The organism is Halomicrococcus gelatinilyticus (assembly GCA_024227995.1).
GTDB lineage: Archaea > Halobacteriota > Halobacteria > Halobacteriales > Haladaptataceae > Halomicrococcus > Halomicrococcus gelatinilyticus.
Genome location: CP100465.1, coordinates 528,666 through 554,483, shown reverse-complemented (window position 1 = coordinate 554,483; position 25,818 = coordinate 528,666). Strand labels below are relative to the sequence as shown.

Annotated in this window: 28 protein-coding genes; 17 read left to right on the top strand and 11 right to left on the bottom strand. The window is 68.6% G+C overall.

All coding sequences use genetic code 11. The features are described 5' to 3' along the window. Window positions 1-175 precede the first annotated feature (175 nt). On the top strand, window positions 176-631 hold the full coding sequence (locus NKT36_RS02995) for a DUF5804 family protein (protein ID WP_327052467.1): 456 nt from the start codon (window positions 176-178) through the stop codon (window positions 629-631). Window position 632: 1 nt separating this feature from the next. Here NKT36_RS02995 and NKT36_RS02990 read toward each other — a convergent pair whose 3' ends face one another. Beyond that, window positions 633-1,613, bottom strand: coding sequence for a PLP-dependent cysteine synthase family protein (locus tag NKT36_RS02990; protein ID WP_327052466.1), 981 nt, complete (start codon window positions 1,611-1,613; stop codon window positions 633-635). 175 nt (window positions 1,614-1,788) lie between these two features. On the opposite strand from NKT36_RS02990, the gene NKT36_RS02985 reads away from it, so the two are divergent. Further along, on the top strand, window positions 1,789-2,160 hold the full coding sequence (locus NKT36_RS02985) for a thioredoxin family protein (RefSeq protein WP_327052465.1): 372 nt from the start codon (window positions 1,789-1,791) through the stop codon (window positions 2,158-2,160). A 21-nt stretch (window positions 2,161-2,181) separates the two neighbouring features. On the opposite strand, the gene NKT36_RS02980 is transcribed toward NKT36_RS02985, so the two are convergent. Next, on the bottom strand, window positions 2,182-4,287 hold the full coding sequence (locus NKT36_RS02980) for a thioredoxin domain-containing protein (protein ID WP_327052464.1): 2,106 nt from the start codon (window positions 4,285-4,287) through the stop codon (window positions 2,182-2,184). A 94-nt stretch (window positions 4,288-4,381) separates the two neighbouring features. Between NKT36_RS02980 and NKT36_RS02975 the strand changes: the two genes are divergently transcribed. The 3 genes from NKT36_RS02975 to NKT36_RS02965 all read left to right on the top strand — a co-directional run bounded on the left by NKT36_RS02975 (window position 4,382) and on the right by NKT36_RS02965 (window position 6,926). Further along, complete coding sequence (locus NKT36_RS02975) at window positions 4,382-4,810, top strand: DUF7522 family protein (protein ID WP_327052463.1); 429 nt, start codon at window positions 4,382-4,384, stop codon at window positions 4,808-4,810. A 181-nt stretch (window positions 4,811-4,991) separates the two neighbouring features. After that, window positions 4,992-6,308 (top strand): phosphoribosylamine--glycine ligase, encoded by a 1,317-nt coding sequence (purD, locus tag NKT36_RS02970; protein ID WP_327052462.1) that lies wholly within the window; start codon window positions 4,992-4,994, stop codon window positions 6,306-6,308. Window positions 6,309-6,401: 93 nt separating this feature from the next. After that, window positions 6,402-6,926: an acyltransferase gene (locus tag NKT36_RS02965; RefSeq protein ID WP_327052461.1), complete on the top strand. Its 525-nt coding sequence runs from the start codon at window positions 6,402-6,404 to the stop codon at window positions 6,924-6,926. A gap of 2 nt (window positions 6,927-6,928) precedes the next feature. Here the strand turns inward: NKT36_RS02965 and NKT36_RS02960 are convergent, their stop codons facing one another. The 3 genes from NKT36_RS02960 to aglJ form a co-directional block, all read right to left on the bottom strand. Further along, window positions 6,929-7,702, bottom strand: coding sequence for a mechanosensitive ion channel domain-containing protein (locus NKT36_RS02960; RefSeq protein WP_327052460.1), 774 nt, complete (start codon window positions 7,700-7,702; stop codon window positions 6,929-6,931). Next, on the bottom strand, window positions 7,702-8,514 hold the full coding sequence (dacZ, locus tag NKT36_RS02955; RefSeq protein WP_327052459.1) for a diadenylate cyclase DacZ: 813 nt from the start codon (window positions 8,512-8,514) through the stop codon (window positions 7,702-7,704). Before dacZ ends, NKT36_RS02960 begins: the two co-directional genes overlap by 1 nt. Window positions 8,515-8,688: 174 nt before the next feature. Beyond that, window positions 8,689-9,597 (bottom strand): S-layer glycoprotein N-glycosyltransferase AglJ, encoded by a 909-nt coding sequence (gene aglJ / locus NKT36_RS02950; RefSeq protein ID WP_327052458.1) that lies wholly within the window; start codon window positions 9,595-9,597, stop codon window positions 8,689-8,691. 160 nt (window positions 9,598-9,757) lie between these two features. On the opposite strand from aglJ, the gene NKT36_RS02945 reads away from it, so the two are divergent. From NKT36_RS02945 to NKT36_RS02935, 3 genes are all read left to right on the top strand, one after another. Then, window positions 9,758-10,078, top strand: coding sequence for an FUN14 domain-containing protein (locus tag NKT36_RS02945; RefSeq protein WP_327052457.1), 321 nt, complete (start codon window positions 9,758-9,760; stop codon window positions 10,076-10,078). Window positions 10,079-10,223: 145 nt separating this feature from the next. Then, a complete protein-coding gene (locus NKT36_RS02940) occupies window positions 10,224-10,676 on the top strand; it encodes a DUF5799 family protein (RefSeq protein ID WP_327052456.1) in 453 nt (150 codons plus the stop codon). A gap of 2 nt (window positions 10,677-10,678) precedes the next feature. Beyond that, the gene (locus NKT36_RS02935; protein WP_327052455.1) at window positions 10,679-11,278 is read left to right on the top strand and encodes a protein sorting system archaetidylserine decarboxylase; all 600 of its coding nucleotides are present in this window, start codon (window positions 10,679-10,681) and stop codon (window positions 11,276-11,278) included. 82 nt (window positions 11,279-11,360) lie between these two features. On the opposite strand, the gene NKT36_RS02930 is transcribed toward NKT36_RS02935, so the two are convergent. Beyond that, window positions 11,361-11,504: a DUF7557 family protein gene (locus tag NKT36_RS02930; RefSeq protein WP_327052454.1), complete on the bottom strand. Its 144-nt coding sequence runs from the start codon at window positions 11,502-11,504 to the stop codon at window positions 11,361-11,363. A 276-nt stretch (window positions 11,505-11,780) separates the two neighbouring features. Between NKT36_RS02930 and NKT36_RS02925 the strand changes: the two genes are divergently transcribed. Continuing rightward, window positions 11,781-12,014 carry a DUF7563 family protein gene (locus NKT36_RS02925; RefSeq protein WP_327052453.1) on the top strand — a complete coding sequence of 78 codons (234 nt, stop codon included), beginning with the start codon at window positions 11,781-11,783 and terminating at the stop codon, window positions 12,012-12,014. Window positions 12,015-12,081: 67 nt separating this feature from the next. Here the strand turns inward: NKT36_RS02925 and NKT36_RS02920 are convergent, their stop codons facing one another. Next, window positions 12,082-12,342, bottom strand: a complete 261-nt coding sequence (locus NKT36_RS02920) for a hypothetical protein (protein WP_327052452.1) — start codon at window positions 12,340-12,342, stop codon at window positions 12,082-12,084. Window positions 12,343-12,632: 290 nt separating this feature from the next. Between NKT36_RS02920 and NKT36_RS02915 the strand changes: the two genes are divergently transcribed. Further along, entirely contained in the window at window positions 12,633-13,451 is an 819-nt protein-coding gene (locus NKT36_RS02915; RefSeq protein WP_327052451.1) for an HD domain-containing protein, read from the top strand. A gap of 54 nt (window positions 13,452-13,505) precedes the next feature. On the opposite strand, the gene NKT36_RS02910 is transcribed toward NKT36_RS02915, so the two are convergent. Together NKT36_RS02910 and NKT36_RS02905 are read right to left on the bottom strand one after the other, a co-directional pair. After that, a complete protein-coding gene (locus NKT36_RS02910) occupies window positions 13,506-14,609 on the bottom strand; it encodes a glycosyltransferase (RefSeq protein ID WP_327052450.1) in 1,104 nt (367 codons plus the stop codon). A gap of 117 nt (window positions 14,610-14,726) precedes the next feature. Beyond that, window positions 14,727-15,719, bottom strand: coding sequence for a glycosyltransferase family 4 protein (locus NKT36_RS02905; protein ID WP_327052449.1), 993 nt, complete (start codon window positions 15,717-15,719; stop codon window positions 14,727-14,729). Between the two features lie 268 nt (window positions 15,720-15,987). On the opposite strand from NKT36_RS02905, the gene NKT36_RS02900 reads away from it, so the two are divergent. From NKT36_RS02900 to NKT36_RS02880, 5 genes are all read left to right on the top strand, one after another. Further along, window positions 15,988-16,266: a ribonuclease P protein component 4 gene (locus tag NKT36_RS02900; RefSeq protein WP_327052448.1), complete on the top strand. Its 279-nt coding sequence runs from the start codon at window positions 15,988-15,990 to the stop codon at window positions 16,264-16,266. A gap of 196 nt (window positions 16,267-16,462) precedes the next feature. Next, window positions 16,463-17,377, top strand: a complete 915-nt coding sequence (gene pyrB, locus NKT36_RS02895; protein WP_327052447.1) for an aspartate carbamoyltransferase — start codon at window positions 16,463-16,465, stop codon at window positions 17,375-17,377. Next, on the top strand, window positions 17,370-17,831 hold the full coding sequence (pyrI, locus tag NKT36_RS02890; protein ID WP_327052446.1) for an aspartate carbamoyltransferase regulatory subunit: 462 nt from the start codon (window positions 17,370-17,372) through the stop codon (window positions 17,829-17,831). The genes pyrB and pyrI overlap by 8 nt, the downstream gene beginning before the upstream one ends. Before the next feature lie 80 nt (window positions 17,832-17,911). Further along, on the top strand, window positions 17,912-18,637 hold the full coding sequence (locus tag NKT36_RS02885) for a hypothetical protein (RefSeq protein WP_327052445.1): 726 nt from the start codon (window positions 17,912-17,914) through the stop codon (window positions 18,635-18,637). An 89-nt stretch (window positions 18,638-18,726) separates the two neighbouring features. After that, entirely contained in the window at window positions 18,727-18,993 is a 267-nt protein-coding gene (locus NKT36_RS02880) for a hypothetical protein (protein WP_327052444.1), read from the top strand. Here the strand turns inward: NKT36_RS02880 and NKT36_RS02875 are convergent. Then, the gene (locus NKT36_RS02875; protein ID WP_327052443.1) at window positions 18,971-20,035 is read right to left on the bottom strand and encodes an SDR family oxidoreductase; all 1,065 of its coding nucleotides are present in this window, start codon (window positions 20,033-20,035) and stop codon (window positions 18,971-18,973) included. The genes NKT36_RS02880 and NKT36_RS02875 overlap by 23 nt on opposite strands. A gap of 3 nt (window positions 20,036-20,038) precedes the next feature. Continuing rightward, window positions 20,039-21,658, bottom strand: a complete 1,620-nt coding sequence (locus NKT36_RS02870; protein ID WP_327052442.1) for a succinic semialdehyde dehydrogenase — start codon at window positions 21,656-21,658, stop codon at window positions 20,039-20,041. Window positions 21,659-21,720: 62 nt separating this feature from the next. On the opposite strand from NKT36_RS02870, the gene mre11 reads away from it, so the two are divergent. Both mre11 and rad50 read left to right on the top strand, forming a co-directional pair. Continuing rightward, entirely contained in the window at window positions 21,721-23,118 is a 1,398-nt protein-coding gene (mre11, locus tag NKT36_RS02865) for a DNA double-strand break repair protein Mre11 (RefSeq protein WP_327052441.1), read from the top strand. Further along, entirely contained in the window at window positions 23,115-25,799 is a 2,685-nt protein-coding gene (gene rad50, locus NKT36_RS02860; RefSeq protein WP_327052440.1) for a DNA double-strand break repair ATPase Rad50, read from the top strand. The genes mre11 and rad50 overlap by 4 nt, the downstream gene beginning before the upstream one ends. Window positions 25,800-25,818 lie beyond the last annotated feature (19 nt).

Sequence of the window (25,818 nt, the reverse complement as noted above, 5' to 3'; positions counted from 1 at the left end):
CCGGGCCATCCGCTCGCTGCGCTCGCGGAGACGCCAAGCCGGTCTCGCCCTTTCAATCCGCCAGGAGGGCGGTTGACCGCCCCCACGACACCAGCGGTGGGGAAGCGCTAATCTGAACAATGTCGCCCTGAGCGAGTCGAAACCGCTTTACGGGGCCGCTCCCACCCTCCGACCAGTGACTCGCGTCTGTCTCGTCGGCTCCGACGACGTGAACCTGCGCGCCGAACTCCTGTCGCGGGAGACGGCGCGCGACGCCCTCGCGACCTACGACCTCCGGGAGCCGTACCGCAACTGTCTCGAACTGGAGACCATCAGCCTCGGTGCCGCCGTCTCGCTTCTCAACGACCTCAACTGGTATCTCGTGCGGTTCGTCGACGACGCGCTCATCCTGGAGCCGAGCGTCAGCGACGAGGAGTGGCTCTCGCGCGACCTCGCGGCCGAAGTCCGCGACGGCGGGGTGCGCCCCGCCGAGACGGACGCCCTCCTCGAAGTGTACGGCGTCACCGAGGACGAGGAAGTGGTCGAACCGATGTACGTCGCCCGGACCGAGGACGGCGTGCCGGGGTACGACCTGCGGGACGTAGAAGACACCGTCGTCGTCCGCGTCACCGAGGACGAGTTCCGGAACTGAGCTACTCGAACAGTCCCGTCGAGAGGTATCGCTCGCCGCTGTCGGGGAAGACCGTGACGACGAGGGGGCAGTCGTCGCGACCGCGCTCAGCCCCGCCGTCGGTCGCGGCCGTCTCCCGCCAGTCTTCGGGTCCCTCGGGACAGTCGAGGTCCGGCGCGGCGATGCGCTCGGCGACGCGGTACGAGGCCACGCTCGCCGCCCCGGCGGACTGCCCGACGAGGATGCCCTCCTCGCGGGCGAGACGCCGGCACTCCGCCTCCGCGTCCGCCAGCGCGACCGTCTCCACCTCGTCGAGCAGGTCGGTGTCGAGCAGGTCGGAGACGAATCCCGGCCCCATCCCCTGGTAGTCGTCGTCGCCGGACTCGCCGGTCGACAGTACGGGGTTCTCCTCGGGTTCGACGGCGACGACCGTCATGTCGGGGAACGCCTCCAGCAGCCGCGAGGCCGTGCCGGTGATGGTCCCGCCGGTCCCCACGCCCGCGACGAGGGCGTCCACCTCGCGGCCCTCGACCTGGTCGAGTATCTCCTCGGCCGTCGTCCGGTAGTGGGCCTCGGCGTTCGCCGGGTTCTCGAACTGCCCGAGCTGGACGGCGTCCTCGTCCGCCTCGGTGAGCCGGTCGGCGCGCTCTCGCGCCGACTCCATCTCGCCCGAGACGAGTTCGAGGTCCGCGCCGTAGGCCGCCATCAGCCGCCGGCGTTCCGGTGACTTCGACTCCGGCATGACGATGGTGCAGTCGTACCCGCGTGCGGCCGCGACGACCGCCAGCCCGATACCGGTGTTCCCGCTCGTCGGTTCGACGATGCGGTCGCCGGGTTCGAGTTCGCCCGCCTCCTCGGCGGCCTCGACCATGGCCAGCGCCGGGCGGTCCTTCGCCGACCCGCCCGGGTTGAACGCCTCCACCTTCGCCGCGACGGTGGCCCCCTCGGGGGAGCGCACCGAGACGAGCGGCGTACCCACGGCGTCCAGGATGCTCTCTTTCATCGTCCGAAGGTAGCGGGCGGGAACGTAAACCCCTAGCGGACAGCGGCAGGGCGTGCCGGAAGCGGTCGATGCGTCGCAGCTGACCGCCGTCCGTCTTCGGTCCGTCGCCGTCCGAGTTCTCGCCACCCCGTGCCGCGAGGCCCGAACTTATCTGCGTCGGGGTCAAAACCCGGACATGGAATCGATAGAACCGAATCCGACGTGGGACCCTGCTGCGCACAGCGAGACGGTGCAGGCGCTGGAGTCGGCCGTCGGCGAGGTCACCTACCACGTGTGGGGGGCGGACTGGTGTGGCGACTGCCGGTCGGCGCTGCCGGACTTCTTCGCGGCCCTTGCCGCGGCCGGCATCCCCGACCGCGAGATCGCGGTCCACGAGGTGGACCAGCAGAAGGACGGCGAACTCGTCGAGGAGTACGACGTGACGCTCATCCCGACCATCGTCGTCGAGGACGGCGACGAGGAACTCGCGCGCTTCGAGGAGAGCGAGAACCTGCCGGCGGCCGAGCACGTCGCCCGCGAACTCCTCGACGCCGACAGTCTGGCCTGAAATCGACAGTTCTTCCGGTGGTTACTCCGGCGCGAGGTCGTCAGCCCACTCCATGGCGGCGTCGACGTCAGTCACGGGCGGCGAGCAGGTGAACGAACGACAGACGTAGATGGTCGGCTCGCCACCCTCCTGCTCTCGGTTCGCCCAGACGGGGGGCGCATCGTCGAGTCCGAGGTCGTCGAGCCACTCCGCCAGCGCCTCCGCCGTCGGCGGACGCCGAGAGAGGAGTCGCGTCGGCAGGTACGTTCCGGCGATGCGGTCGCGCCACGCCGCGGGCAGGTCGTCGGCGACGACGGTGAGCTCCAGCGACCCCGTCGCGCGGCGGTCCGCCGCCATCGTCAGCGTCGCGTGCTGGAGCGGGTTCGACGCCACGGTTCGCGAGTGGGTCTTGAGGACGCGCTCGGCCACGTCCTCGAAGCGGTCGTGGGGCGCGAAGTGCGACAGCGCGAGCATCGCGTCGACGGCGACGCCGAGGCTGGACGGCGTGGACTGGTCGGCCACCTCTTGCGGGCGGGCGACGAGGCGCTCGCCGCTCGCCGGCGTGAAGTACAGCGTCCCCGCGTCGTCGTCCCAGAACTCCGACTCGACGGCGCGTGCGAGGTCCAGCGCGAACGCGAGGTGGTCGCGGTCGCCGGTCGCCTGGTAGCAGTCGAGCGCGCCGCGCGCGAGGAAGGCGTAGTCCTCCAGGTAGCCGTCGATGCCCACCGTGTCGTCCTTGAACCGGCGGGAGAGTCGACCCGCATCGGCGTCCCAGAGGTGGTCGCGGACGAACTCGAGGGCGTCGACGGCGAGGTCGGCGTACTCCTCGTCGAGCACGAGACCGCCCTCCGCTAGCGCCGATATCATCAGCCCGTTCCAGCCCGCGAGCACCTTCTCGTCACGGGCCGGCCTGGGGCGCTCGCTCCGCGTTTCGAAGACCTGGTCTCGCGCGTCTTCGAGCAGTGCCTCCACTTCCTCCTCCGTGCGGTCGTACTCTTCGGCCAGCGCCGGGATGCCCTCGCTGACCGTCAGCACCGTCGCGCCCTCGAAGTTGCCTGCCTCGGTGACGCCGTACCGGTCGCAGAAGCAGTCCGCTGCCGCCTCGTCGTCGACCGCTTCGTGCACCTGCTCCGGCGTCCAGACGTAGAAGGTGCCCTCCTCGCCCTCGCTCCTGGCGTCGAGCGTGCTGTAGAATCCACCCTCCGGGTGGCGCATCTCCCGTTCGACGAACGCGAACGTCTCGCGCGCCACCTCGGCGTAGCGCTCGGCGCCGGTGGCCTGGTAGCCGGCGAGAAGCAGCCGCGATAGCTCGGCGTTGTCGTAGAGCATCTTCTCGAAGTGCGGGACGACCCACTCGCGGTCGGTGACGTACCGGTGGAAGCCGCCGCCGACGTGGTCGTAGAGGCCGCCCTCGACCATCGCCGTCATCGCCTCTGCGGCGACGTCGCGGTACTCGACCACGCCGAACCGGTCGGCGGCGCGCAGCAGGAGGTGAACGCGCCCGGCCTGGGGGAACTTCGGGCCACTCGTCCCGAAGCCGCCGTGCTCGCGGTCGGCGCTCCGGACGGCCTGGTCGGCGGCGGACTCAAGCAGGTCGCTGCCCGGGGGCTCGCCCGCCTCCGGCGTGGATTCGAGTTCGCCCTCGATGGCCGCCTCCCACTGGTCGGCCCGGTTCTCGATCTCCGACCGGTCCTGCTCCCAGGACTGGTGGAGCCGCTGTAGCAGGTCGACGAACCCGGGCTGGCCGCGCCGGGCCTCCTTCGGGAAGTAGGTGCCGACGTGGAACGGCCGGCCGTCCGGCGTGAGCCACGCCGACAGCGGCCAGCCGCCGCGGCCGGTCACCTGCTGGCAGATGGACATGTAGAGGGAGTCGAGGTCGGGGCGCTCCTCGCGGTCGACCTTGATCGGGACGAAGTGTTCGTTGAGCAGTTCGGCGACGCCCTCGTCCTCGAAGCTCTCCTCTTCCATCACGTGACACCAGTGGCACGCGGAGTAGCCGATGGAGAGGAAGATGGGCACGTCCCGCTCGCTCGCGGCCGCGAGCGCGTCCTCGTCCCACGGCTGCCAGTGAACCGGGTTGTCGGCGTGCTGGCGGAGATACGGGCTCTCCTCCTCGTCCAGCCGGTTCCGGTCCGTCGGGTCTGTCATGGGTGAGCGTAGGCGACCGCGACACGTAAAACCGGGAGTTCGACGGAGAACGACCGCCGCACTGCTCATCACGATGGAGCACTTACGGGAAGACATGGCACGGACAGGCATCTCTGATGAGTTCGCCGACCAGATCGTGAACACGGCCCGACCGGCCGTCGGCGACGCGCTCCGGAGCGTCATCTACTACACGCCGGACGCGTACGACGTGCTCTACGTTCGCAGCGACCTGTACGACGGCGACGTCGAAGCCGCACGGGAGGCGAAGCGGACGCTCGTCGAGAACGAGCGCCTCGGCTTCGACTCGCGGGAGACGTACAAGGTGCAAACCGGGGCGGAGGACGTCGAACCCGCCATCGGCGAGTACGAGTTCACCGTCCGCGTGTTCTCCGACGGGTTCGTCAACCGCGTCCTCACCGACGACCACGGCGTCGTGCTGACGACGAACGCGCTGTACCTCAACGAGTTCGAGGAGCTCGCGGTGTCGCTGCGTACGCTACTCGTCGACAACGAGGTACCCTGAACGCCGCCGGCGCACGATTCGTGGAACGACCGCAGGCGGAACTGTCACTCGAAGGAGAGATTCGAGATCGGGACTGATGCGGCGAAGTCGGCCGCCGTCGCCGCTCGATAGCCACGTTCGTGGATACTTATTTCCGGGAACCACAACAATCTTTACACTCCTGTGTGCATTCTCTCCCGACATGAGCGAAACCGTACTGCTGGTCGGGGGCGGCGGCCGCGAGCACGCCATCGCCCGCGCGCTGGCCGACAGCGAGGCCGAACTGCACGCCTGCGCCGGGAACCGCAATCCCGGCATCGCGGCGCTCGCCGACTCCTTCGAGACGCTGGAGACGACCAACCCCACGGCCGTCGTCGCGTTCGCCGAGGACGTCGGTGCGACCCTGGCCGTCGTCGGTCCCGAGGGGCCGCTGGCGGCGGGCGTCGCCGACGCGCTCGACGACGCCGGCGTCTACGCCTTCGGTCCGCGCGAGGCGGAGGCCCGCATCGAGACCGACAAGGCGTTCCAGCGGCGGTTCATGCGCGAGAAGTCCATCCCGGGCTGCCCTGACTTCGAGACGTTCGAGGACGTCGACGCCGCCTGCGAGTACATCGACGAGTACGACGGCGACCTCGCCGTGAAGCCCGCGGGCCTGACCGGTGGCAAGGGCGTCCGCGTCACCGGCGACCAGGTGACGAAGGAGGAAGCCAAAGAGCACCTCCGCGAGGAGGCGTACGACCGCGTCGTCCTGGAGGAGCGCCTGGTCGGCGAGGAGTTCACCGTCCAGGCGTTCGTCGCCAGCGGCCAGCTGCGGGTCACGCCCGCCGTCCAGGACCACAAGCGCGCCTACGAGGGCGACGAGGGGCCGAACACCGGTGGGATGGGGAGCTACAGCGACGCCGGCCTCGAACTTCCCTTCATGGACGAGGACGACTATCGCGAGGCGGTGGACGTCCTCGAGGCGACCGTCGACGCCCTCGACGACTACAAGGGCGTCCTCTACGGGCAGTTCATGCTCACCGCCGACGGCGTGAAGGTCGTCGAGTTCAACGCCCGGTTCGGCGACCCCGAGGCGATGAACACGCTCCCGGTGCTCAACACCGACTTCCTCGACGTGCTCGTCGCCGCCCGCGACGGCGAGGACCTGCCCCAGCTATCCTTTTCCCCGAAGGCGACCGTCTGCAAGTACGCCGTCCCGGAGGGGTACCCGACCGACCCGTCCGCGGGCGCGAAGGTCGCCATCGACGAGGAGAGCGCCGCGGACGCCGCCGAGGACAGCGAGGGTGACGCTCTCCTCTTCTACGCTAGCGTCGACGAGCGTGAGGACGGTATCTACACCACCACGTCGCGCTCGTTCGCCGTCGTCGGCATCGGCGACGACGTCGCCCAGGCCGAGCGCGTCGCCGAGGACGCCCTCGCCGTCGCCGGTGAGGAGGGTCTTCGCGTGCGCCACGACGTGGGGACGGAGGCGCTCGTCCAGCGCCGCATCGACCACGTCGCAGAACTGCGCGGTGAGTAACGTCGACAACGTCGCGGAAATCCGCGGCGAGGAACCCAGGTTTCGACCGGCCGGAGGAGTAGTTTCAAGCCGTCGCGGCGACTACCCCGGGCCGTGACCGACGACGACTCGACGCGCCGCCACGAGCGCATCGCGCGCCATCCGACGCCGGGCGGACTCAACTCGCTGCAGTACTGGACGCAGGCCAGGAGCCCTCTCCGGGTCGCGCTCCACTACGTCGTCATCTGGCTCGTGCGCATCAACCCGAGCCTCCGACTGAAGAACTGGCTGCTCCGCCGCATCGGCGTCACCGTCGGCCGCGGCGTCTCGTGGGGACTGGAGTCGACGCCGGACGTGTTCTGGCCCGACCTGGTCACCGTCGAGGACCACGCCATCATCGGCTACGACGCGACCATCCTCTGTCACGAGTTCCTCCAGGACGAGTACCGCACCGGCGAGGTGCGAATCGGCGAGCGGGCGATGGTCGGCGCGGGCGCCGTCATCCTCCCGGGCGTCGAGATCGGCGCGAACGCCAGCGTGGCGGCGAACTCGCTCGTGACGCGCGACGTGCCGCCGGGTGCGACGGTCGCAGGTGTCCCTGCGCGGGAGATGTCCAGCGACGAAGTGGCGAGCGACTAGGTTCAGTTACGCACGCGGACCGCGCCGTTGCGCATGACGACGTGGTTCGGGATGATGAACTCCTCGCCGTCGTTCTCGACCCTGGTGACGAACAGGTCGACCTCCTGGACGATGCCCTGGTTCTCGGCGACGCGGATCTCGTCACCGATGCCGTACGGCTGGTTGAGCAGGAGGTAGATGCCGGCGGCGCCCGACCGGAGCAGGTCCCAGAACGCGACGACCCCGAAGACGATGACGGCGGCGACGTATGCGGCGAACAGGACGACGAGCGTGAGCGTGTGGATGCGGATCTGGCTCAGCGCGACCAGCAGGGCGACGTAGACGATGCTGTACTTGACGATGCGCGGTATGACGTTGACCTCGGGGAGCTTGACGCTCCGCAGGCGCTCGCTGACCAGCAGTTCCGCCTTGTCGGCGACGACGAAGCCGAGGATGAACACGAGCGCGCCGACGAACAGGTCGGGGATGAACAGCGTGATCTCCCAGAAGAGCTGGGTCGAGAGCGGGAGTTCGGCGGTGTTGAGCGCCAGCAGAACGGTGACGCCGTAGATGAACCAGGACGTGATGCGCGCGACGAGCGACACCGTCGTCGTTCCGAGGCTTCGCGCGGTGCGTTCGAACGGCGTCCCCTCGACCACTTCGGGGACGCCGGCGGCCCGGAGAACGCGTCGATTGAGTCGCCCGAGCAAGTAGCCCGCGATGCCGCCACCCAGGAGGATGAGGAGTGCCAGGACGATGCGGTACTCCTCTTCGAGCAGGACCTGCCAGTCTACCATCAGTACTCCTCCGGATCGAGTTCGAGGATGAGTTCACCGCCCTTGAACGCCCGGACGAGGCCATCACTCTCGCTCAGGACGATGGCCGTGGCGTTCGTGTCGCGGGTGACCGCTCCCGCGGCCATGTGGCGCGCGCCGAGTCCCTTCGGGATGTCGACGCCCTCGGCAGACGGTTCCAGGTACCGGTACGCCGAGACGATCTTCCCGGAGTCGCTGATGACGAACGCGCCGTCGAGGCGGGAGAACTCCTTCAGCATCACGTTCACGATGGGGTCGCCGACGTGGACGTGGCTCTTCTCGAAGGGGTTGTACGACAGCGGGCGCGACTTGTTCATCACCTTGCCCGCGTCGCCGACGACGAACAGCGCGCCGACCGGTTCGCCCTTCTGGCCCTTCGTCCCGAGCTCGATGGCGACCTCGAACACGTCGCGGATGACGCCGGGGTCGGCCCGGGAGTTGGCGAACAGGTCGTAGATACCCGTGTGGGTCTCCTCGCTGACGCGCACGCGAGAGACGGTGTCGATGCTATCGTCGAAGACGTCCGTCGCGCAGGCGATGACGTCGCCGTCCTCCGCGATGCCCTCGTCGATCGCCCCTTCGAGACCGAACCGGACCCGGTCTTTGACGTTCTCGAACTCCAGCGGCAACTCGACGAAGTTGTCCGCCCCGACGTGGTTGTCGGGGGCGACGACCACGACGTCCGGTTCGGCGAGGTCGGCGAACCGCTCGTAGTACGACCCGCTGGGGGAGAAGAGAAACACGGCGTCAACGTCGTCGACTATTTTCCCAAAGAGGTCGGTGAGGTCAGCCATTACAAAATTCCACTCAATCACCCGAGAAAAGGCTTATGGGGGAGTGTCTGACGCTACCGGCGCGCCGCGCTCGACTGCCGAGGCGGTGGACCGGCCCGTCGATGCGCTGACCGGAGCGACGGTCCAGTCGACCGACGACCGGGCGTGGCGTGCGCGCGACGTCAGGGACGACACTCACTGCCGCTCCTCTATGCGGCGGATCTGCTCCCGGTGGAGTGCCAGTATCATGTCCGAGAGCACGCCGAACATGAGCAACTGGACGCCGAAGAGGATGGCGACGCCGGAGACGACGGCCAGCACCTCGTGGGAGACGTTCCGCGTCACCCACTCGACGCCGACGTAGACGGCGATCGCCACGCCGAAGAGGTTGCTCGCGATGCCCATGCTCCCGAAGTAGAACAGCGGGTTGTTCGTCTTCGCGAGCTGGTACAGCGTCAGGATGATGCTACCGCCGTCCCAGAGCGGATGGAGGTTCGTCTCCGACTCCTCCGGCCGCTCCTCGTAGGTGATGGGGACCACCTTCGTCGGGACGTCGTGTTTCACGCACTCGACGGCCATCTCCGTCTCCACGCCGAAGCCGTCGGCGGCGAGTCGGAACCGCTCGGCCGACTCGCGGGTGAACGCGCGGTAGCCGCTGAGGATGTCCTCGAAGTCGCGCCCGTGGATGAACCGGAACGCGCGGTTGATGGCGCGGTTGCCGAAGCCGTTCAGCTTCGGCATCGACCCCTCTTCCATCTCCGCGAACCGGTTGCCGATGACGTGCTCGTAGTCGTCGTCGAGCGGTTCGAGCATCCGCTCGGCGTCCGCCGGGCGGTACGTTCCGTCCCCGTCGAGCATCAGCACGTACTCGGCCTCGATGTGTTCCAGGCCCTCGCGGACGGCCTGGCCCTTCCCCGACCCCGTCTGTTCGATGACCCGGGCGCCGTGTTCGACAGCGATCTCTCGCGTCCCGTCGTCGGACCGGCCGTCGACGACCAGAACGTTGTCGTACCCGCGTTCCGCGAAGCCGTCGATCACCTCGCCGATGGTCTCGGCCTCGTTCAGCGTGGGGACGAGCACGCAGACGTCCTCGGGGTCCGGCATTGTCGGGACGATGGAGTCGGGGTGCTAAAAGCCCAACCATTCGGCACGACGGCAAACCAGCGGCCCGCCGTCACCTCGTATCGGCCGTTAGACGGTTTGAATCGCTATTCTATCCGTGAAACCACAAGAAACTTAACCTGTCGGTGAGTTCCGTCGACCCATGCAGGCCGGGATAGATCCCCAACAGCTCGGACTCGAGTTCGGTAGCGGAGCCGTCATCGGTGGCATCGTCGGCTTCGCGGCGAAGAAGGTGGCGAAGATCATCGCCGTGCTCGTCGGTCTCGAACTCGCGCTGTTCAAGTTCCTCGAATCACGCGGCATCATGACGGTCGACTGGGACCGCCTCACCGCCGGCATCCTGAAGGCCGGCGAGGCCAGCCAGAGTGGGACGCCGCCGTCGTGGATGACGACCGTCCTCTCCACGCTGTCCATCACCGGCGGCTTCGCCGGCGGCTTCATGATCGGATTCAAGAAGGGATAACTGGCCGCTCTCCTCGCTGTTCTTTCCGCACCGACCTCGAACCACAGCCACCGCCGGACTTCTCGGCACGTCGTTTTCTTGGGCCGCGCCGTTCTGACGTCCTGTAGACGAAAGCACCAAGTCCGACGCTACGCGAGTGTCACGCATGGCCAGACAGGAGTGGACGGACATGATCGTCGGCGACCGGATGGCCGTCGACCAGGAGTTCGCACAACGGGTCAACGATTCGGAGTTCTCCCGACAGGAGTGGGGGCTCGTGATGACCGCCGTGGAGTTCGACATCGAGCACGCCGGCGACGACGAGCGCGCGCGACTCGTCGCGGACACGAGCAAGGTCCGACAGGTGATGCCGGAGATGGAGAACATCCAGTCCCAGATGAACGCCATGGGCGGCGGGCAACCGAAGGGCGACAGTCGCGGCATCTTCTCGTCGGTCAAGGACGCACTCGGCCTCGGCGGCGGTGGCGGCGGTAGCGGTGTCGACGAGGACCGCCTCGAAGCGGCCGAGCGCCTCGCCCAGGAGTACGCCGACGAACTCCAGCAGCGTCTGGAATCGCAGGGCAAGTGGGAGCGCGTCCGGTCGGCCGTCAGCGAGTAGCGATGCAGGTCGCACCGGACGCCTGGAAGTACGCCGCGCCGCCGTTCCTCCTCGCCGGTCCCGTCGGTCTGCTCTCGCCAGTGGCGACCCTGGTCGCGCTCGGCCTCGGGGTCGCGGTCCTGGCTTTCTTCCGCGACCCCGAGCGGACCCCGTCCGGGGCGGGCGTGCTCGCGCCCGCCGACGGCCGGGTGTCCGTCGTCCGCGAGGAGGGCGACCGCGTCCGCGTCGGCGTGTTCATGAACGTCACCGACGTGCACGTCAACCGCGCGCCGATCGGCGGCGAGGTGACGTCGGTCGAGCACGAACCCGGCGCTCACCGGCCGGCGTTCACCAAGGAGTCCGACCGCAACGAGAAGGTCCACGTCCGCTTCGCAGACCACGACCTGACGCTCATCGCCGGCGCGTTCGCGCGCCGCATCCACCCCTACGTGGACGCCGGCGACCGACTGGAGCGGGGCGAGCGGCTGGGGCACATCGCCTTCGGCAGTCGCGCGGACGTGTTGCTCCCGCCGTCCGTCGACCGCTCCGACGTGCTCGTCGAGACGGGCGACCGGGTGCGCGCGGGCGAGACGGTCGTGGTGCGCGGGACGACGGTGGAGTGACTCGGCGGTGGCGGCGTGGCCGCAGCGGTTCGCCGTCGAGGTGGCGGCGTCGACGCACTGCCCCTCGCCGCGACGGTCGCCGTCAGTCGCCGCTGTGGAACAGCGTCAGCTCCTCGGCCTCGTAGATGTTGATGAGCTCGTTGACGATCTCGTCGTAGGACTCGTCTTCGACGCGGAGGCCGTCGAGCCGAGACACCGTCTCTTCGTCGAGGGTTATCTTGGGCATCGTCGGTGATTGGACCGCGAGCGTCATTAAACTATGCGGGGAATCACGTCTCCGTCGGGGATTTCGACCGTTTCGTCCGCGCGGCGACCCCGGTGGAGCCCGCGTCCGTTCGTTCGGGCGGTATCGCGGTCGTAACCGGTGATTACCGCCAGATAGACCATACTTGCGGGTGCGTATACCCGTCTTGCGCGGCGACAGGTGTTGCTTTCGACCCCGTATGAGGTGGATAACAAAGTGGTCACACTGTCGTTAGTCGTATCGCCGAGGCCAGCCATCATGACCGTATCAAACGATCGGATGACGAGCGGAAACGACACAGTCGCTGAGAACCGCTGCCGAAGTTGTGGGTCCTTCGTGACCCGGGACTTCGCGCGCGTCTTCGGGAACAACGAAAACGAGGTGTTCGGCTGTCTCGAATGCATGACAGCGACCGAAGTCAAGAAAGGGGGCGCACGCGCCGAGGAAGTTGACACGACACAGCTCATCGGTGGGCGCGAGCCGCTCCGCTGAGTACCGGTACTTCTTCTGAACGACGTGAGAAACGAGGGTTCTCGCTGTCCGGGGCTTCGATAGGGGTCTACGGCGAGTCGCGTCGCCCCTCGTTGCCGCGCTCGAACACCCGGTTCGCACCGGGCGCGCCGGCCGGCGGCGTGTGGTCGACGTCGGCCATCGTCCGTCCGCGTCGGTCGCGTCCCCCGTCGGTGACCACCCGGGGGCCGCGGCCGAAGACGTCGTTCGTCGCGCCGCGGTCGTCGTAGGGATGTGAGTGGCTGACGTCGCGCATCGTCTGGTTGTTCGTCTGTCGGTCGTCGGTCGTCTGTCGGCGGTGTCGTGTCATTTCGTGGTACTGGTGGCTGTCGGTCGAACGTCGGTGCACGGAGGAACTGGATGTGGGGTTGGTAGGGGCTCAGGCCCCTACGATACGCACGACGCCGACAGCACCACCGCTCGCGCCTTCCGACGACGAGCGCGTGCGTCGCTGCTCCATGTTACCAGTTCTCAACACCTGCAGCGTAATAACGTTTGCCCGTGGCGCAACATTTGCTCCGGCGTCCTGCCGGGCGTGCGCACCGGCAGCGGATGGATTTCGCCCGAGTGCTTTTTGGTCCGGCACTCCACGGGTGGTGCATGGACGCGACGGACACCGACGACGCGCAGAACCGCCGGCGGTACGACCCCGAAGGCGACCACGCCTTCCCCGACGAGAAGCTGAACGAGGTGCTCAGCTTCATCGAGAGCGACACCGAGATCCAGACCTACCTCGACGCGCAGAACGTCAACGCCGTCACCCGGAAGGGGTACAACGACCACGGGCGCAAGCACATCGAGATCGTTCGCAACCGCTCGCTCATCCTCTACGACCTCCTGAAGCGTGGCAACGTCCAGTTCAACGGGGCGAGCGACCAGGGACTCGACGAGGAGGACGAGAGCGTCATCGTGGCGTTCGCGGCGACGCTACACGACATCGGTCACGTCGTCCACCGCGACGAGCACACCTACTACTCCATCCCGCTGGCCTCCGACATCCTCGACCGCGTCCTGCCGAGCTTCTACGACAAGGAGGACGAGATCCGGATGAAAGGCGAGATCCTGCACGCCATCCTCTGTCACCACACCGAGGAGGACCCGCTCACGACGGAGGCGGGCGTCATCCGCGTCGCGGACGCCCTCGACATGGAGCACGGCCGCTCGCGCATCCCCTACAAGAAGGGGGGCCGCGGCATCAACACCGTCTCCAGCCAGGCCATCCAGCGTGTGACCCTCACCCAGGGTGACACCGTGCCGGTCCTCGTGGAGATCGAGATGCTCAACGCCGCCGGCGTCTACCAGGTGGACAACCTCCTGAAGGCCAAGCTCCACGACTCGGGGCTGGAGGACGACATCCGAATCGTCGCGCTGAACGTCCGGGACGACACCGACCAGCTGGTCGAACGCGTCGAACTCTAGCCGCCGGCAGATTCCAAGCCCCTGTTCTCAGCTGGAGCGGGGCTCCGACCCCGCTCAGCGAACCTGCTCGTAGATGGTCGCCAGTTCGTCGATGGCGTGGTCGACGCTGATCCGCTGGCGTCGGTCGAGGCAGGCCGACCGAAGACGCGCCCGGTCGTCGAGCGCGCGGCGGATGGCCGCGCGGAACGCCCCGATGTCGCCGCTTTCGAAGTGGTAGCCCGTCTCGCCGTCGTCGACGGTGTTCGAGAGCGCGCCCGCGTCCGCGCCCACGACGGGCGTCCCGCAGGCGTTGGCTTCCAGCGCGACGAGGCCCTGGGTCTCGACCGGACTCGGGAACGCGAAGACGTCGAGTGCGGAGTAGAACGCGGGCAGTTCCTCCCGGTCGAGGAATCCGAGGAACCGGACGTCGGCGTCGCTGTCGCGCGCCTGCGCCTCCAGGGACTCTCGCGCCGGGCCGTCGCCGCCGAAGACGACCGTCACGTCCATCCCGTCGGCGGCCGCGACGAGCTCCGTGAGTCGCTTCTCGAACCCGTGACGGCCCGTGTACCCCACGAGCGGTCGGTCGCCGTCGAGGTCGTACCGTCGCAGGAACGCGTCGGTGCCGACGGGGCGGAACCGGCCGACGTCGACCCCGTTCGGGACGACGTGGACCGGCGCCTCGACGCCCACCTCCTCTACCACGTGCTCGCGCGTCGCCTCGCTCGGGGCGAGCACGGCGTCAGAGCGGTCGAAGAACCAGCGTTCGTACGCCGCGGACGCGCGCTCGACGACGCGCGCCGCTGGACCGTACGGCACGAGGTAGTCGGCGTACTCGCTCGTCGGCGTGTGGTAGGAGGTGACGAACGGGCAGTTCTCCCTGCGGGCCAGGCGCAGGCCGCCGAGGCCGATGCCGAACGGCGTGTGGGCGTGTACGACGTCCACGTCGCCGATGCCGCGCGGGATGCGCGGCACGCCGATGTGGTACCCGTCGTAGAACGGGAACGGGAGACTCCGGATGGGGCGTTCACCGTCGTCGGGTCGGTAACCGTCCGCGCGCGGGTACACCACGTCCATGCGTCCGTGGTCGCGCTCCCACCCCTCGCGCCACGACTCGATGGTGTAGGTGACGCCGTTGACGGTGGGCAGGTAGCTGTCGGTGAACGCGGCGACCCGGCACATTATTGATTCCTTTGTGAACCGGTACTTAAGGACTTGTGAAGTCGGACCGGGGTGTGAGTCGGCGACACGGCGGCGAGACGGTCCGTGCGTTCCACTGCGCACGCGGTGACGCCGCGCTCACGCCACGTCGCGGTACAGCGCCGCGAGCTGGTCGCCGATGCTGTCGATGGTGAACTCCTCGCTCTTGCACTCGGCGTTGCGGCCCAGTTCGCGCCGGCGGTCCTCGTCCTTCATCGCCTCCAGCTTCGGGACGAAGTCGTCGTCGGCCTTCAGGCAGTGCCGACCGTCCTCGAGCCAGCGGTAGGTGTCGATGTCGCGGACGACCAGCGGCTTCCCGCAGCCCATCGCCTCCAGCAGCGCGATGCCCTCGTTCTCGTTCTTGCTGGGCCAGAAGAAGACGTCGCCGGCGGCGTAGGCCCCGCGGACGTCGTCGATGTAACCGGTGAAGGTGCAGTTGTCCGGCGAGTTCTCGACCAGTTCCGTGGTCTCGCGGCTCCGGAGCAGTCGGTCGAAGGTTCCGCCCGTGGGGTTGAGGAAGCCGAACCAGACGAAGTCGAGTTCCGGCATCCGGCGGGCGGTCTCGACGAACGACGCCAGCCCCTTCCGCTTGATGACGTGCCCGACGTTGAACACGACCGGCGGTTCGAGGTCGTAGCGGTCGAGGTACTCCTCGCGCAGGTCCTCGTGGCCCTCCAGCATGCCGGGGTCGAACCCGTTGCTGATGACGGTCTTGGGCGCAGAGGAGTACTCCTCGATGACCTCGCGGTTGTGCTCCGACGGGCAGACCAGCCGGTCGCCCAGCGAGTAGGCGTACTTCAGGTACGGCTTCATCGGTCGCGACAGCGCGTTCGAGAACGCGAAGCTCTCCCGGAAGTCCTCCGCCGTCTGGTGGGTGTGGACGACCACGGGCACGTCGCGGCGCTGTGCCTTCCGCGCGTAGTAGATGGACCGCGGGCCCATGTTGTTGAGGTGGAGGACGTCGGCGTCCAGCGTCGGTTTCGTGGTGTAGTCGATACCCTCACGGTCGAGTATCGTCCGCTGGTTCGTCACCGACTGGGCGTGGCCGCCCGTGATGTACTCCTCCCACTCGAAGTAGTGGCTGACCTTCATCGCTGCCCTCCGCCGGACGCGTCGGTCCGGGCCGTCGACGGTCGGGCGGCCGGTTCGCGTCGGGCGGCCGGTCCGCAGTGGCTGAACGCGCGCACAGGTCGGGAAATCGGACGACCGGTCATTAATCCTGCCGGAACGTCGCCGGAAATCGGTCGTTGAACGACCATAAAGTATTTGTTGTCGGGAGAGTATGACCCGCATGGGGCAATACAGGAACCTTCTATCCTTGTCCTGTCTCGCCCCGGAAACCCCCACCCCCCCATTCCCGATGACGATAGCCGAAGAGCGAATCGAGCGTCTCGCATCACTCGCCAGCGACGCCGCCGCGGACTGTTACGACGACCGTGCCCGCGAGTACGTCCGCCGAGCGCGCCGCATCGCCGAACGGAACCGGCTCTCGCTCCCCCGGAAACTGGAACGGTTCAGCTGCGACGCCTGCGACGCGTACCTCCGCCCCGGAAAGAACGCGCGCGTCAGGCTCCAGGACGGCCACGTCGTCGTTACCTGTGATTGCGGCAACCAGTCGCGATACCCCTACGAGAGCTGATAGCTCCGGCCGCTTCTGCCCCTGATTACGCCCGGAAAGCAGTCGTTTCCAGCGACCCGGTCTCCGGCGTAGCAGCGACGTAACGGTGGGGCCGTCGGATGTCGGCGCACGCGACGACCCTTCTCGCGACCGTGGCGGCCCTCCTCGCGACCGCGGACAGTGACATTCAAGGCGCGGGCCGTCCCGGTATCAATCAATGCGGCACGACCATCTCATCGACACAAAACAGCTGTCGCGGGAGGACATCGAGGCAGTCCTCGACCGCGCGGCCGAGTTCGACGCGGACCCGTCGGCGTTCGGGGACCGACATCCGTCCGCGCTGCTCGGCCTGATGTTCTACGAACCGAGCACGCGGACGAAGATGAGCTTCGAGACGGCCATCAAGCGCCTCGGCGGGGACGTGATCGACATGGGGTCCGTCGAGTCGTCCAGCGTGAAGAAGGGCGAGAGCCTCGCCGACACCGCGCGGGTCATCGAGGGCTACGCCGACGCGCTCGTCCTGCGCCACCCCAGCCAGGGGTCGGCACAGCTCGTGAGCGAGTTCGTCGACGTTCCGCTGCTGAACGCGGGCGACGGCGCGGGACACCACCCAACCCAGACGCTGCTCGACCTGTACACGATCCGTGAGAACGCGGGTCTGGACGACCTCACCATCGGCATCATGGGCGACCTGAAGTACGGGCGGACGGTCCACTCGCTCGCGCACGCGCTGACGAACTTCGACGTTCGCCAGCACTTCGTCAGCCCCGAGAGTCTCAAGCTCCCACGCAGCGTCCGCTACGACCTCCACGAGGCGGGCGCGAACGTCCGCGAGCACACCGACCTCCACGCCATCCTGGAGAGCCTCGACGTGCTGTACGTCACCCGCATCCAGCGCGAGCGGTTCCCCGACGAGAACGAGTACTTCGAGATCGCGGGCGAGTACCAGATCGACATGGAGACGCTCGCGGACGCGCCGGACGACCTGACCATCATGCACCCGCTCCCGCGCGTGGACGAGATCGCACCCGAGGTCGACGACACCGAGCACGCGAAGTACTTCGAACAGGCCCACAACGGCGTCCCGGTCAGGATGGCCCTGCTCGACCAGCTCCTCGAGAACGATGAGTGAACACGAACTCCGAGTCAGCAAGATCCGCAACGGTACCGTCATCGACCACGTCCGCGCCGGGCAGGCGCTGAACGTCCTCGCCATCCTCGGCATCGACGGCAGCGACGGCGAGGCCGTCAGCGTCGGCATGAACGTCCCGAGCGACCGGATGGGGCAGAAAGACATCGTCAAGGTCGAGGGCCGCGAACTGAGCCAGGACGAGGTGGACGTGCTGTCGCTGATCGCGCCCGACGCGACCATCAACATCGTGCGCGACTACGAGGTGGTCGAGAAGCACCGACTGGAGCGTCCGGACGAGGTCGTCGGCGTCCTCTCCTGTCCGAACCGCAACTGCATCTCGACCGAGGACGAACCCGTCGACTCGAAGTTCGCCGTGCTGCCCGACGGCGTGCGGTGCGAGTACTGCGACACCATCGTCCGTGACGACATCGCGGCACACATCAGCGTCGAGTAGGGAAACACCGGCCTAACCCGGGTGAAGCCGCCGAAACGGTCGCCTCGGTTTTTACGCCCCCTTGTGGTACGTCGCCGGACATGAGCGACGCGACTGGAGAACGCGCCGTCGTCGCCCTGTCGGTCCTCGTCTTGCTCTCGGGGGCCGCCCCCGTTGCAGCCGGGCCGACGCAGGCCGACGCACGGCACGACGCACTCGACACACGGAATCAACAGCGAGTAGTCGACGGAATCGAGCGCCGTGGCCTGCAGTACAAGGTGTCGCTGGAGAACGTGACCGTCCGGACGTGGGTGCTCCGCAACACGACGGTGGAGAACGCGTCCGTCGACGAGGTGGTCGTCCGCAACCTCCGCGTCGACGGCCAGATGCGCCGGAACGTCACCCTCAGCAACGTCACCATCGACGAACTGGAGATCGACGACGGTCGGCTCCGGAACGTGACCGCGACGACGCTGGTCGTCCGCAACCGGTCCATCTGGAACGTGCCGGGCGGCGACCTGTTCGACCCCGGCGTTGAGAACCGCGTCGTCGACCGCCACGTCCTCGCCGACGTGACCGTCGACGGCGCGACGCTCGACCGCCTCGTCCTGCAGAACATGACCGTCCGGAACGCGAGCGTGCCGTCGCAGTCGTCAGGTCCGGTCGTCGACGCGCAGGTTGCGAACGCCTCGACGGACCCGAGACCGGACGTCGAGATCCGCAACGCCACCGTCCAGACGGCGACGGTGCGCAACGCAACCGCCGGTAACTGGTCGGCGGGCGACGTCCAGCGCGGCAACGGGTCGACCGCGTCGATTCGCGGATAGACCACATCCGTCACCGACGCCCTGGAACTGCAGACGGTGACCCTCGACGGTCCGAAGGTTCAAGTACCGGGCCGGGGCCAGGCAGGCCCGTGTCACCCGAGGCAGTCAAGCGCGCGCTCGCCAGACTCGCCCGCGACGCGCCGCAGCGAGCGCGTCCCGTCATCGAGGAGGCCGCGAAGTCGACCGGGGACGTGACAGACGCCGCCGACTTCGTCGACCGCGTCGGCGTCGACCGCCTGGAGACGGCGGTCGCCGCGGCCGAGCGACGCGACCCCGGCCTCGCACGCCGAGGTGAACGAGCGCTGACCGCGTTCCGTCGGTTCCGCGAGGCGGCTACGTCATCGCGTCGGGAGTGACCTCCGGATGTTCGCGCACGAACGAGACCATGGCGTCGACGTACGACGCGAACGGCGGGCACGCGACGTCGGCGTCCGCCAGCGCTTCCTGCGTCCGCTCGCAGTCGTACCGCGTCGGATGGTCGAAGTAATCGATGGTCGCGGGTTCGATGCCCGTCAGTCGCTGTGCGCCCGGGAGGCGTTCGAGCGCGCCCTTCGCGAGACACTTCGGCAGCGGCACCTGGACGACCCGGCGGTCCGTGGCCTCGGCGAGCACGTCGACCATCTCCGAGACGGTCAGCGGGTCCGGGTCGCAGAGCTGGTACACCTCGCCGACCGCCTCCTCGCGCTCGCTCAGTGCCTCGATGGCGTCGACGACGAAGTCCCGCGGGACGACGTTGATCCCGCAGTCGCCAGCGCCGGCGACAGTGTTCACGGTCGCCACGGACGGCTGGCGGAGCAGCCACCGGAGCAGGTAGTACGGCCCGTCGTACTTCTGGGTCGCACCGGTGTCGCTGTCGCCGACGACGATGGCCGGCCGGTAGACGGTCGCCGGCAACCCCGCGTCCATCCGGTCCTGGACGGCGACCTCCGCGAGGTGCTTCGTCGTCTCGTAGTGGTTGTTGAACCGCTGGCCCTCGACGAGGTCGTCCGCGCCGAACCGACCCTCGTACCGGCCGCTCACGTAGCAGGTGCTGACGTAGTGGAACCGGTCGAGGTCGCAGCCCTCGGCGAAGTCGAGGACGTTGCGCGTCCCCTCGACGTTGACGGCCATGCCGACCTCTCGGTCGACGGCCAGGTCGTAGACGGCCGCGAGGTGGAACAGCTCGTCCGTCTCCGCCTGCAGTCGCTCGTAGGCCACACCGAGTCCGAGGTCGTCCTCGGTGACGTCGCCCTCGACCAGTTCGACGCTCCCCGGGCCGTCGATGCGGTCGGCGCGCGCCTCCGCTTTGCGGCGGTACTTCGACTGGACGAGGCAGGTCACCTCCTCGCCGCGGCCGACGAGGCGTTCGACCACCGCGGAGCCGAGGAACCCCGGGAAGCCGGTGAAGAAGACCGCCATCGCTCACCGCACCTCCGCGACGCGCTTGAAGACCCGCATCATTGCCGTCATCGCACGCGCGTACCACTTCCCGGGAACGCCACGCGGGACGGCGATGGGTGGGCCGCGCTGCTCGGCGACCGTCTGGGACTCGGTGTACTTCAGCAGGCCCTGGCGGCCGTGGCGACGGCCGAGCCCCGAGTCGCCCATCCCGCCCATCGGCGCGTCCACGGACGCCCACGTCGCGGGGTAGGGGTCGTTGACGCCGACGGTGCCACAGTCGATGCGCGTCGCGAGTTCGCGCCCCCGCTCGCCGTCCCCGGTCCAGACGCTGGCGTTCAGGCCGTAGTCGGAGTCGTTCGCGCGCTCGACGGCTTCCTCGGCGTCGGCGACGCGGTGGACGGCGACCACCGGGCCGAACGTCTCCTCGCTCGCCAGGTCCATCTCGGGGGCCACGCCGGTCAGTATCGTCGGTTCGAAGAAGTAGGGGCCGACGTCCGGCCTGGCCTCGCCGCCGGCGACGACCGTCGCGCCCTTCTCGACGGCGTCGGCGAGGTGGGCCTGCACCTTCTCCAGCTGGTCGGCGGACGCGAGCGACCCCACCTCGACGTCGTAGTCGAGCGCGGCGTCGAGGCGAAGCGACCGCGTCCGCTCGGCGAACCGGTCGAGGAACGCGTCGTAGATTCCGTCCTCGACGTACAGGCGCTCGAAGGAGATGCAGAGTTGCCCGGCGTTCGTGAAGGCACCGTGGACCGCGCCCTCGACGGCGTCGTCGAGGTCGGCGTCGGCGAGCACGACCATCGGGTTCTTGCCGCCGAGTTCCAGCGAGCAGTCCACGAGGTTCTCGCCGGCCCGGCGCGCGACCGAGCGGCCCGTCTCGGTGCTGCCGGTGAACGAGACGTGGTCGACGCGGTCGATCAGCGCCGGCCCCACCTCGCTGCCTCGCCCCGGCACGACCTGGAAGACGTCGTCGGGGAGGCCGGCCTCGCGCAGGAGTTCGGCGACACGCAGTGCGGTGAACGGCGTCTCCTCGGCGGGCTTCAGGACGACCGCGTTCCCTGCGACGAGGGCCGGAATCGCGTCCGAGACGGCCAGCGTGAGGGGGTAGTTCCACGGCGCGATGACGCCCACCACGCCGACGGGCCGCCGGTGCTCTACGGTGTGCGTGAGCAGCGGCATGGCACCGTCCCGTCGCCGCGAGGCGAGGAACTCTTTCGCGCGACTCCCGTAGTAGCGGGCGTTGGTCGCGACGTCGAGTATCTCCTCGAAGGCGTCGCGGCGGACCTTCCCGCTCTCGATGGCGACGAGGTCGAGCAGTTCCTCGCGCTCGTCGAGGACGAGGTCGTGGAACCGCGAGAGGACGTCGGTCCGACGGTCGAGCGGCAGCGACGCCCACTCGTGCTGTGCGTCGCGCGCCCGCCGCACCGCGTCCTCGACGTCCGCCGGGTCGCAGGCGGGGACGGCGCCGATTTCCTCGCCCGTGAACGGCGCCTCGACGGTCAGCGACGTCCGTTCGTCGGTCGCCTTCGACGTCCCCGCGCCGGTCGCGGCCGCGGCTCCGACTCCCGGTGCGTCGACCGGGGCGACCTCGCCGGCGAGTCGGTCGAGCGTCCGCGGTCCGACGCGGTCGGTCCAGAGTGTCATGTATCGAACAACGACCCCGTCACTGAAATGATTTAAGAGCGGTGAGGCCATCTCACGAATCAATGACACGGGTGATCCACACGGGCGACACCCACGTCGGGTATCGGCAGTACCACTCGCCCGAGCGACGCGACGACTTCCTCGCGGCCTTCGAGCGGGTGGTCGACGACGCCGTCGAGGAGGACGTCGACGCCGTCGTCCACGCCGGCGACCTGTTCCACGACCGCCGGCCCGACCTCGCCGACCTGCACGGCACCATCGGCGTCCTGCGGAAGCTCGACCGCGCGGACGTGCCATTCCTCGCCGTCGTCGGCAACCACGAAAGCACGCGCGGCGACCAGTGGCTCGACCTGCTGGAGACGCTGGGGCTGGCGACCCGACTCGGCGACGAGCCCGTCGTCGTCGACGACGCGGCGTTCTACGGCCTCGACCACGTCCCGCTGTCGAAACGCGACGACCTGGAGTACGAGTTCGCCGACCACGACGCCGAGTACGCGACGCTCGTCGCTCACGGCCTCTTCCAGCCCTTCGAGTTCGGCAACTGGGACGCCGAGGCGGTGCTGACCGAAGCGACGGTGGAGTTCGACGCGATGCTGCTGGGCGACAACCACAGGCCGGGCAAGAAGCGCGTCGCCGACGCCTGGGTCACCTACTGCGGGTCGACCGAGCGCGCGAGCGCGGACGAGCGCGAGGACCGCGGCTACAACATCGTCCGGTTCGACGACGGCGTGTCCATCACGCGACGCGGCATCCCGACCCGCGACTTCGCGTTCGTCACGGTCGACCTCGGCGAGGACGAGGGCATCGACCGCGTCCGGGAGACGATCCGCGAGCACGCGCTGGAGGACGCCGTCGCGCTCGTCACCATCGAGGGCGAGGGCGGCGAGGTGACGCCCGCCCGCGTCGAGGAGTTCGCACTCGAACAGGGCGCGCTCGTCGCCCGGGTGAACGACCGCCGCGACGTGACGCCGGAGGACGAGGAGCGCGGCGTCTCCTTCGCAGATCCGGACGACGCCGTCCGCGAACGGGTCCGCGAGATGGGGCTGAGCGACGCCGCCCGCGAACTCGACGAGACGGTCCGCGCGAGCAAGCTCGCCGACTCGAACGTCCGCAGCGCCGTCGAGGACCGCGTGGCGGAACTGGTCGAGGAGGGCGTCGACGCGTTCGAACCCGCGCCGGAGGACGACGCTGCCGACGTCGGGACGTCCGAGGGGTCGGAGGACGAAGTCGCCAGTCCGGACGCGTCCCCGGACGACGAGGTGACCGACGACGACGCCGGGATGGAGGGGAGCGACGAATCGCCGGAGCCGGCCGCACCGACAGAACCGGCGACCGCGGCCGACGCGGACGAACCGGCGAGTCCCGACGACCCGCCCGAGACGGCCACGGCCCCGGACCCGGGGGAGTCCGGTGACGCGAACGAGCCCGACGACCAGGTCTCCATGGAGGACTTCCTGTGAAGTTCGACCGCGTCCGCCTCTCGAACTTCAAGTGCTACGCCGACGCCGACCTCCAGCTCGACCGGGGCGTGACGGTCATCCACGGCCTCAACGGTAGCGGGAAGTCGTCGCTGCTGGAGGCCTGTTTCTTCGCGCTGTACGGCGCGAACGCCCTCGACCGGACGCTTGACGACGTGGTGACGATCGGTGCCGAGGACGCCGAGGTCGAGCTCTGGTTCACACACGAAGGCGGCGACTACCACGTCCACCGCCGCATCCGGGCGACGGGGGAACGCGCCCGGACCGCGAAGTGCGTCCTCGAGACGCCCGACGGGAGCGTCGACGGCGCGCAGGGCGTGCGCGAGCACGTCGTCGACCTGTTCCGGATGGACGCGGAGGCGTTCGTCAACTGCGCGTACGTCCGCCAGGGCGAGGTGAACAAACTCATCAACGCGACGCCGTCCCAGCGCCAGGACATGATCGACGACCTCCTCCAGCTCGGCAAACTGGAGGAGTACCGCGAACGCGCGAGCGACGCCCGCCTCGGCGTCAAGAGCGTCCTCGACGACCGCCGAGGTAGCCTGGCGGAGCTCGAATCCCAGATCGAGACGAAGGAGGCGAAGGAGCTCCACGGCCTGCTCAACGACCTCGAATCGAGGCGCAACGAGCTCACGGAGAAGATAGAGCGGTACGCGGAACAGAAGGAAAACGCCCGCGAGACCCGCGACGAGGCGGCGTCGGTGCTGGAGAGCTACGAGGAGAAGCGGGAGGAGCTGGCCGAACTCGCCGAGGACGTCGAGGAGCTGCAGTCGACGATAGCGGACGCCGAGAGGGAACGCGACGACCTGCGCGAGCGGATGGTCGAACTCCGCGACACGGTCGAACAGCGCCGCGAGCGACTCGACCAGTTGCTCGCCGACACCGACCTCGACGCAGCGGGCGAGGACGCCATCGAGGCGCGACTGGACGACCTCGACGAGGAGCGCGCCGACGTCGACGAGCGCCTGGAGGAGGCGCGGACGAACGCGAAGATGTTCGACAACCAGGCGACGAACCTCACCGACCGCGCCGACGACCTCGAGACTCGCGTCGAGGACAAGCGCGAGCGCGCCGCCGAACTCGAAGCCGAGGCCGAGGAGGACGAGGACGACCTCGCCGAGCGCCGAGAGAAGCTCGACGACCTCGACGCGGAGATCGAGTCCTGTCGGGCGACGTTCGAGGACGCCCCCGTGACGTTCGGCGAGGCCGAGGCCCACCTCGAATCGCTCGAAACGGAGCGCGAGGAGCTCCGCGAGCAGCTCACCGAGGTCAGGGCCGACCTGCAGTCTGCCCGCGAGCGCGTCGCCGAAGCCGAGGAACTGCTCGACGCCGGCAAGTGTCCGGAGTGCGGTCAGCCGGTCGAGGCGTCGCCGCACGTCGACTCGCTGTCGGAGGACCGCGAACGCGTCGCCGAACTCGAGACGCGTCTCGAGGAGCTCCGCGAGGAACGCGAGTCGGTGGTCGACGACGTCGAGGCGGCGGAGGCGCTCGTCGAGGCCGAGAGTCGCGTCGCGGACCTGCGGAGCAACCGCGAGAACGTCGAGCAGCTGGTCGAGGACCGCGAGACCGCCATCGAGGAGAAGCGCGAGCAGGCGGCGACGCTCCGCGAGGAAGCCGCCGACCTCGCCGAGGAGGCGGCCGAGAAGCGCGAGGTGGCCGCGGAGAAGGAGGCCGAGGCCGACGACCACCGGGAGACCGTCGAGGAGCTCGAGGCCGAACGGGAGACCATCGAGGAGATGCGCGAGCGGGTCGAGCGCGTCGACTCGCTCCGGGAGTCGGTGGCGGAGGCCGAAGACGAGCGCGAGCGCCTGGCCGAGAAGCGCGACCACCTCGAGGCCGTCAACGACGAACGCCGGGAGCGCCTGGCGGAGAAGCGCGACCGTCGGTCCGAGCTGCGCGACGCCTACGACGAGGACCGCGTCGAACAGGCCCGCGAGGACCGCGAACGGGCCGAAGAGTACATCGAACAGGTCACCGAGACGCTGGAGGAGCTGCGGGAGCAGCGCGACGACCTCCAGGGCCGCATCGGCAACGTCCGCGGCGAGATAGAGGAGCTGGAGGAGCTACGCGAGCGCCGCGACGAGGTGCGCGAGCGCGTCGAGGCGCTCGAATCGCTGCGCGAGGAGGCGGCCGACCTCGAAGCGATGTACGGCGACCTCCGGGCGCAGCTCCGCCAGCAGAACGTCGAGAGCCTGGAACGGATGCTCAACGAGGTGTTCGACCTCGTCTACAAGAACGACTCCTACTCGAAGATCGCACTCGACGGCGAGTACCGGCTCACCGTCTACCAGAAGGACGGCGAACCGCTGGACCCCGAACAGCTGTCCGGCGGCGAGCGCGCGCTGTTCAACCTCAGCCTGCGCTGTGCCATCTACCGCCTGCTCTCGGAGGGCATCGAGGGGACGGCGCCGATGCCACCGCTCATCCTCGACGAGCCGACGGTGTTCCTCGACTCGGGCCACGTCTCCCAGCTGGTCGAACTGGTCGAGTCGATGCGCGAGCTCGGCGTCGAACAGATAATCGTCGTGAGCCACGACGAGGAACTGGTCGGGGCGGCCGACGACCTGGTCCGCGTGGAGAAGGACGCCACCACGAACCGGTCGCACGTCGAACGCGAGAGCGAGATGGCGACGCTCGAGGCCGAGCTCGGTGCCGACGACTGAGCCGTCTCGACACGACTGC

What these genes read in the sequence shown, in the direction of transcription:
- NKT36_RS02990 (WP_327052466.1), bottom strand. Translation starts at nt 1,613, where the DNA reads ATGAAAGAGAGCATCCTGGACGCCGTGGGTACGCCGCTCGTCTCGGTG.
- NKT36_RS02985 (WP_327052465.1), top strand. Translation starts at nt 1,789, where the DNA reads ATGGAATCGATAGAACCGAATCCGACGTGGGACCCTGCTGCGCACAGC.
- NKT36_RS02980 (WP_327052464.1), bottom strand. Translation starts at nt 4,287, where the DNA reads ATGACAGACCCGACGGACCGGAACCGGCTGGACGAGGAGGAGAGCCCG.
- NKT36_RS02975 (WP_327052463.1), top strand. Translation starts at nt 4,382, where the DNA reads ATGGCACGGACAGGCATCTCTGATGAGTTCGCCGACCAGATCGTGAAC.
- purD (WP_327052462.1), top strand. Translation starts at nt 4,992, where the DNA reads ATGAGCGAAACCGTACTGCTGGTCGGGGGCGGCGGCCGCGAGCACGCC.
- NKT36_RS02960 (WP_327052460.1), bottom strand. Translation starts at nt 7,702, where the DNA reads ATGGTAGACTGGCAGGTCCTGCTCGAAGAGGAGTACCGCATCGTCCTG.
- dacZ (WP_327052459.1), bottom strand. Translation starts at nt 8,514, where the DNA reads ATGGCTGACCTCACCGACCTCTTTGGGAAAATAGTCGACGACGTTGAC.
- aglJ (WP_327052458.1), bottom strand. Translation starts at nt 9,597, where the DNA reads ATGCCGGACCCCGAGGACGTCTGCGTGCTCGTCCCCACGCTGAACGAG.
- NKT36_RS02945 (WP_327052457.1), top strand. Translation starts at nt 9,758, where the DNA reads ATGCAGGCCGGGATAGATCCCCAACAGCTCGGACTCGAGTTCGGTAGC.
- NKT36_RS02940 (WP_327052456.1), top strand. Translation starts at nt 10,224, where the DNA reads ATGGCCAGACAGGAGTGGACGGACATGATCGTCGGCGACCGGATGGCC.
- NKT36_RS02935 (WP_327052455.1), top strand. Translation starts at nt 10,679, where the DNA reads ATGCAGGTCGCACCGGACGCCTGGAAGTACGCCGCGCCGCCGTTCCTC.
- NKT36_RS02930 (WP_327052454.1), bottom strand. Translation starts at nt 11,504, where the DNA reads ATGCCCAAGATAACCCTCGACGAAGAGACGGTGTCTCGGCTCGACGGC.
- NKT36_RS02925 (WP_327052453.1), top strand. Translation starts at nt 11,781, where the DNA reads ATGACCGTATCAAACGATCGGATGACGAGCGGAAACGACACAGTCGCT.
- NKT36_RS02920 (WP_327052452.1), bottom strand. Translation starts at nt 12,342, where the DNA reads ATGACACGACACCGCCGACAGACGACCGACGACCGACAGACGAACAAC.
- NKT36_RS02915 (WP_327052451.1), top strand. Translation starts at nt 12,633, where the DNA reads ATGGACGCGACGGACACCGACGACGCGCAGAACCGCCGGCGGTACGAC.
- NKT36_RS02910 (WP_327052450.1), bottom strand. Translation starts at nt 14,609, where the DNA reads ATGTGCCGGGTCGCCGCGTTCACCGACAGCTACCTGCCCACCGTCAAC.
- NKT36_RS02905 (WP_327052449.1), bottom strand. Translation starts at nt 15,719, where the DNA reads ATGAAGGTCAGCCACTACTTCGAGTGGGAGGAGTACATCACGGGCGGC.
- NKT36_RS02900 (WP_327052448.1), top strand. Translation starts at nt 15,988, where the DNA reads ATGACGATAGCCGAAGAGCGAATCGAGCGTCTCGCATCACTCGCCAGC.
- pyrB (WP_327052447.1), top strand. Translation starts at nt 16,463, where the DNA reads ATGCGGCACGACCATCTCATCGACACAAAACAGCTGTCGCGGGAGGAC.
- pyrI (WP_327052446.1), top strand. Translation starts at nt 17,370, where the DNA reads ATGAGTGAACACGAACTCCGAGTCAGCAAGATCCGCAACGGTACCGTC.
- NKT36_RS02885 (WP_327052445.1), top strand. Translation starts at nt 17,912, where the DNA reads ATGAGCGACGCGACTGGAGAACGCGCCGTCGTCGCCCTGTCGGTCCTC.
- NKT36_RS02875 (WP_327052443.1), bottom strand. Translation starts at nt 20,035, where the DNA reads ATGGCGGTCTTCTTCACCGGCTTCCCGGGGTTCCTCGGCTCCGCGGTG.
- NKT36_RS02870 (WP_327052442.1), bottom strand. Translation starts at nt 21,658, where the DNA reads ATGACACTCTGGACCGACCGCGTCGGACCGCGGACGCTCGACCGACTC.
- mre11 (WP_327052441.1), top strand. Translation starts at nt 21,721, where the DNA reads ATGACACGGGTGATCCACACGGGCGACACCCACGTCGGGTATCGGCAG.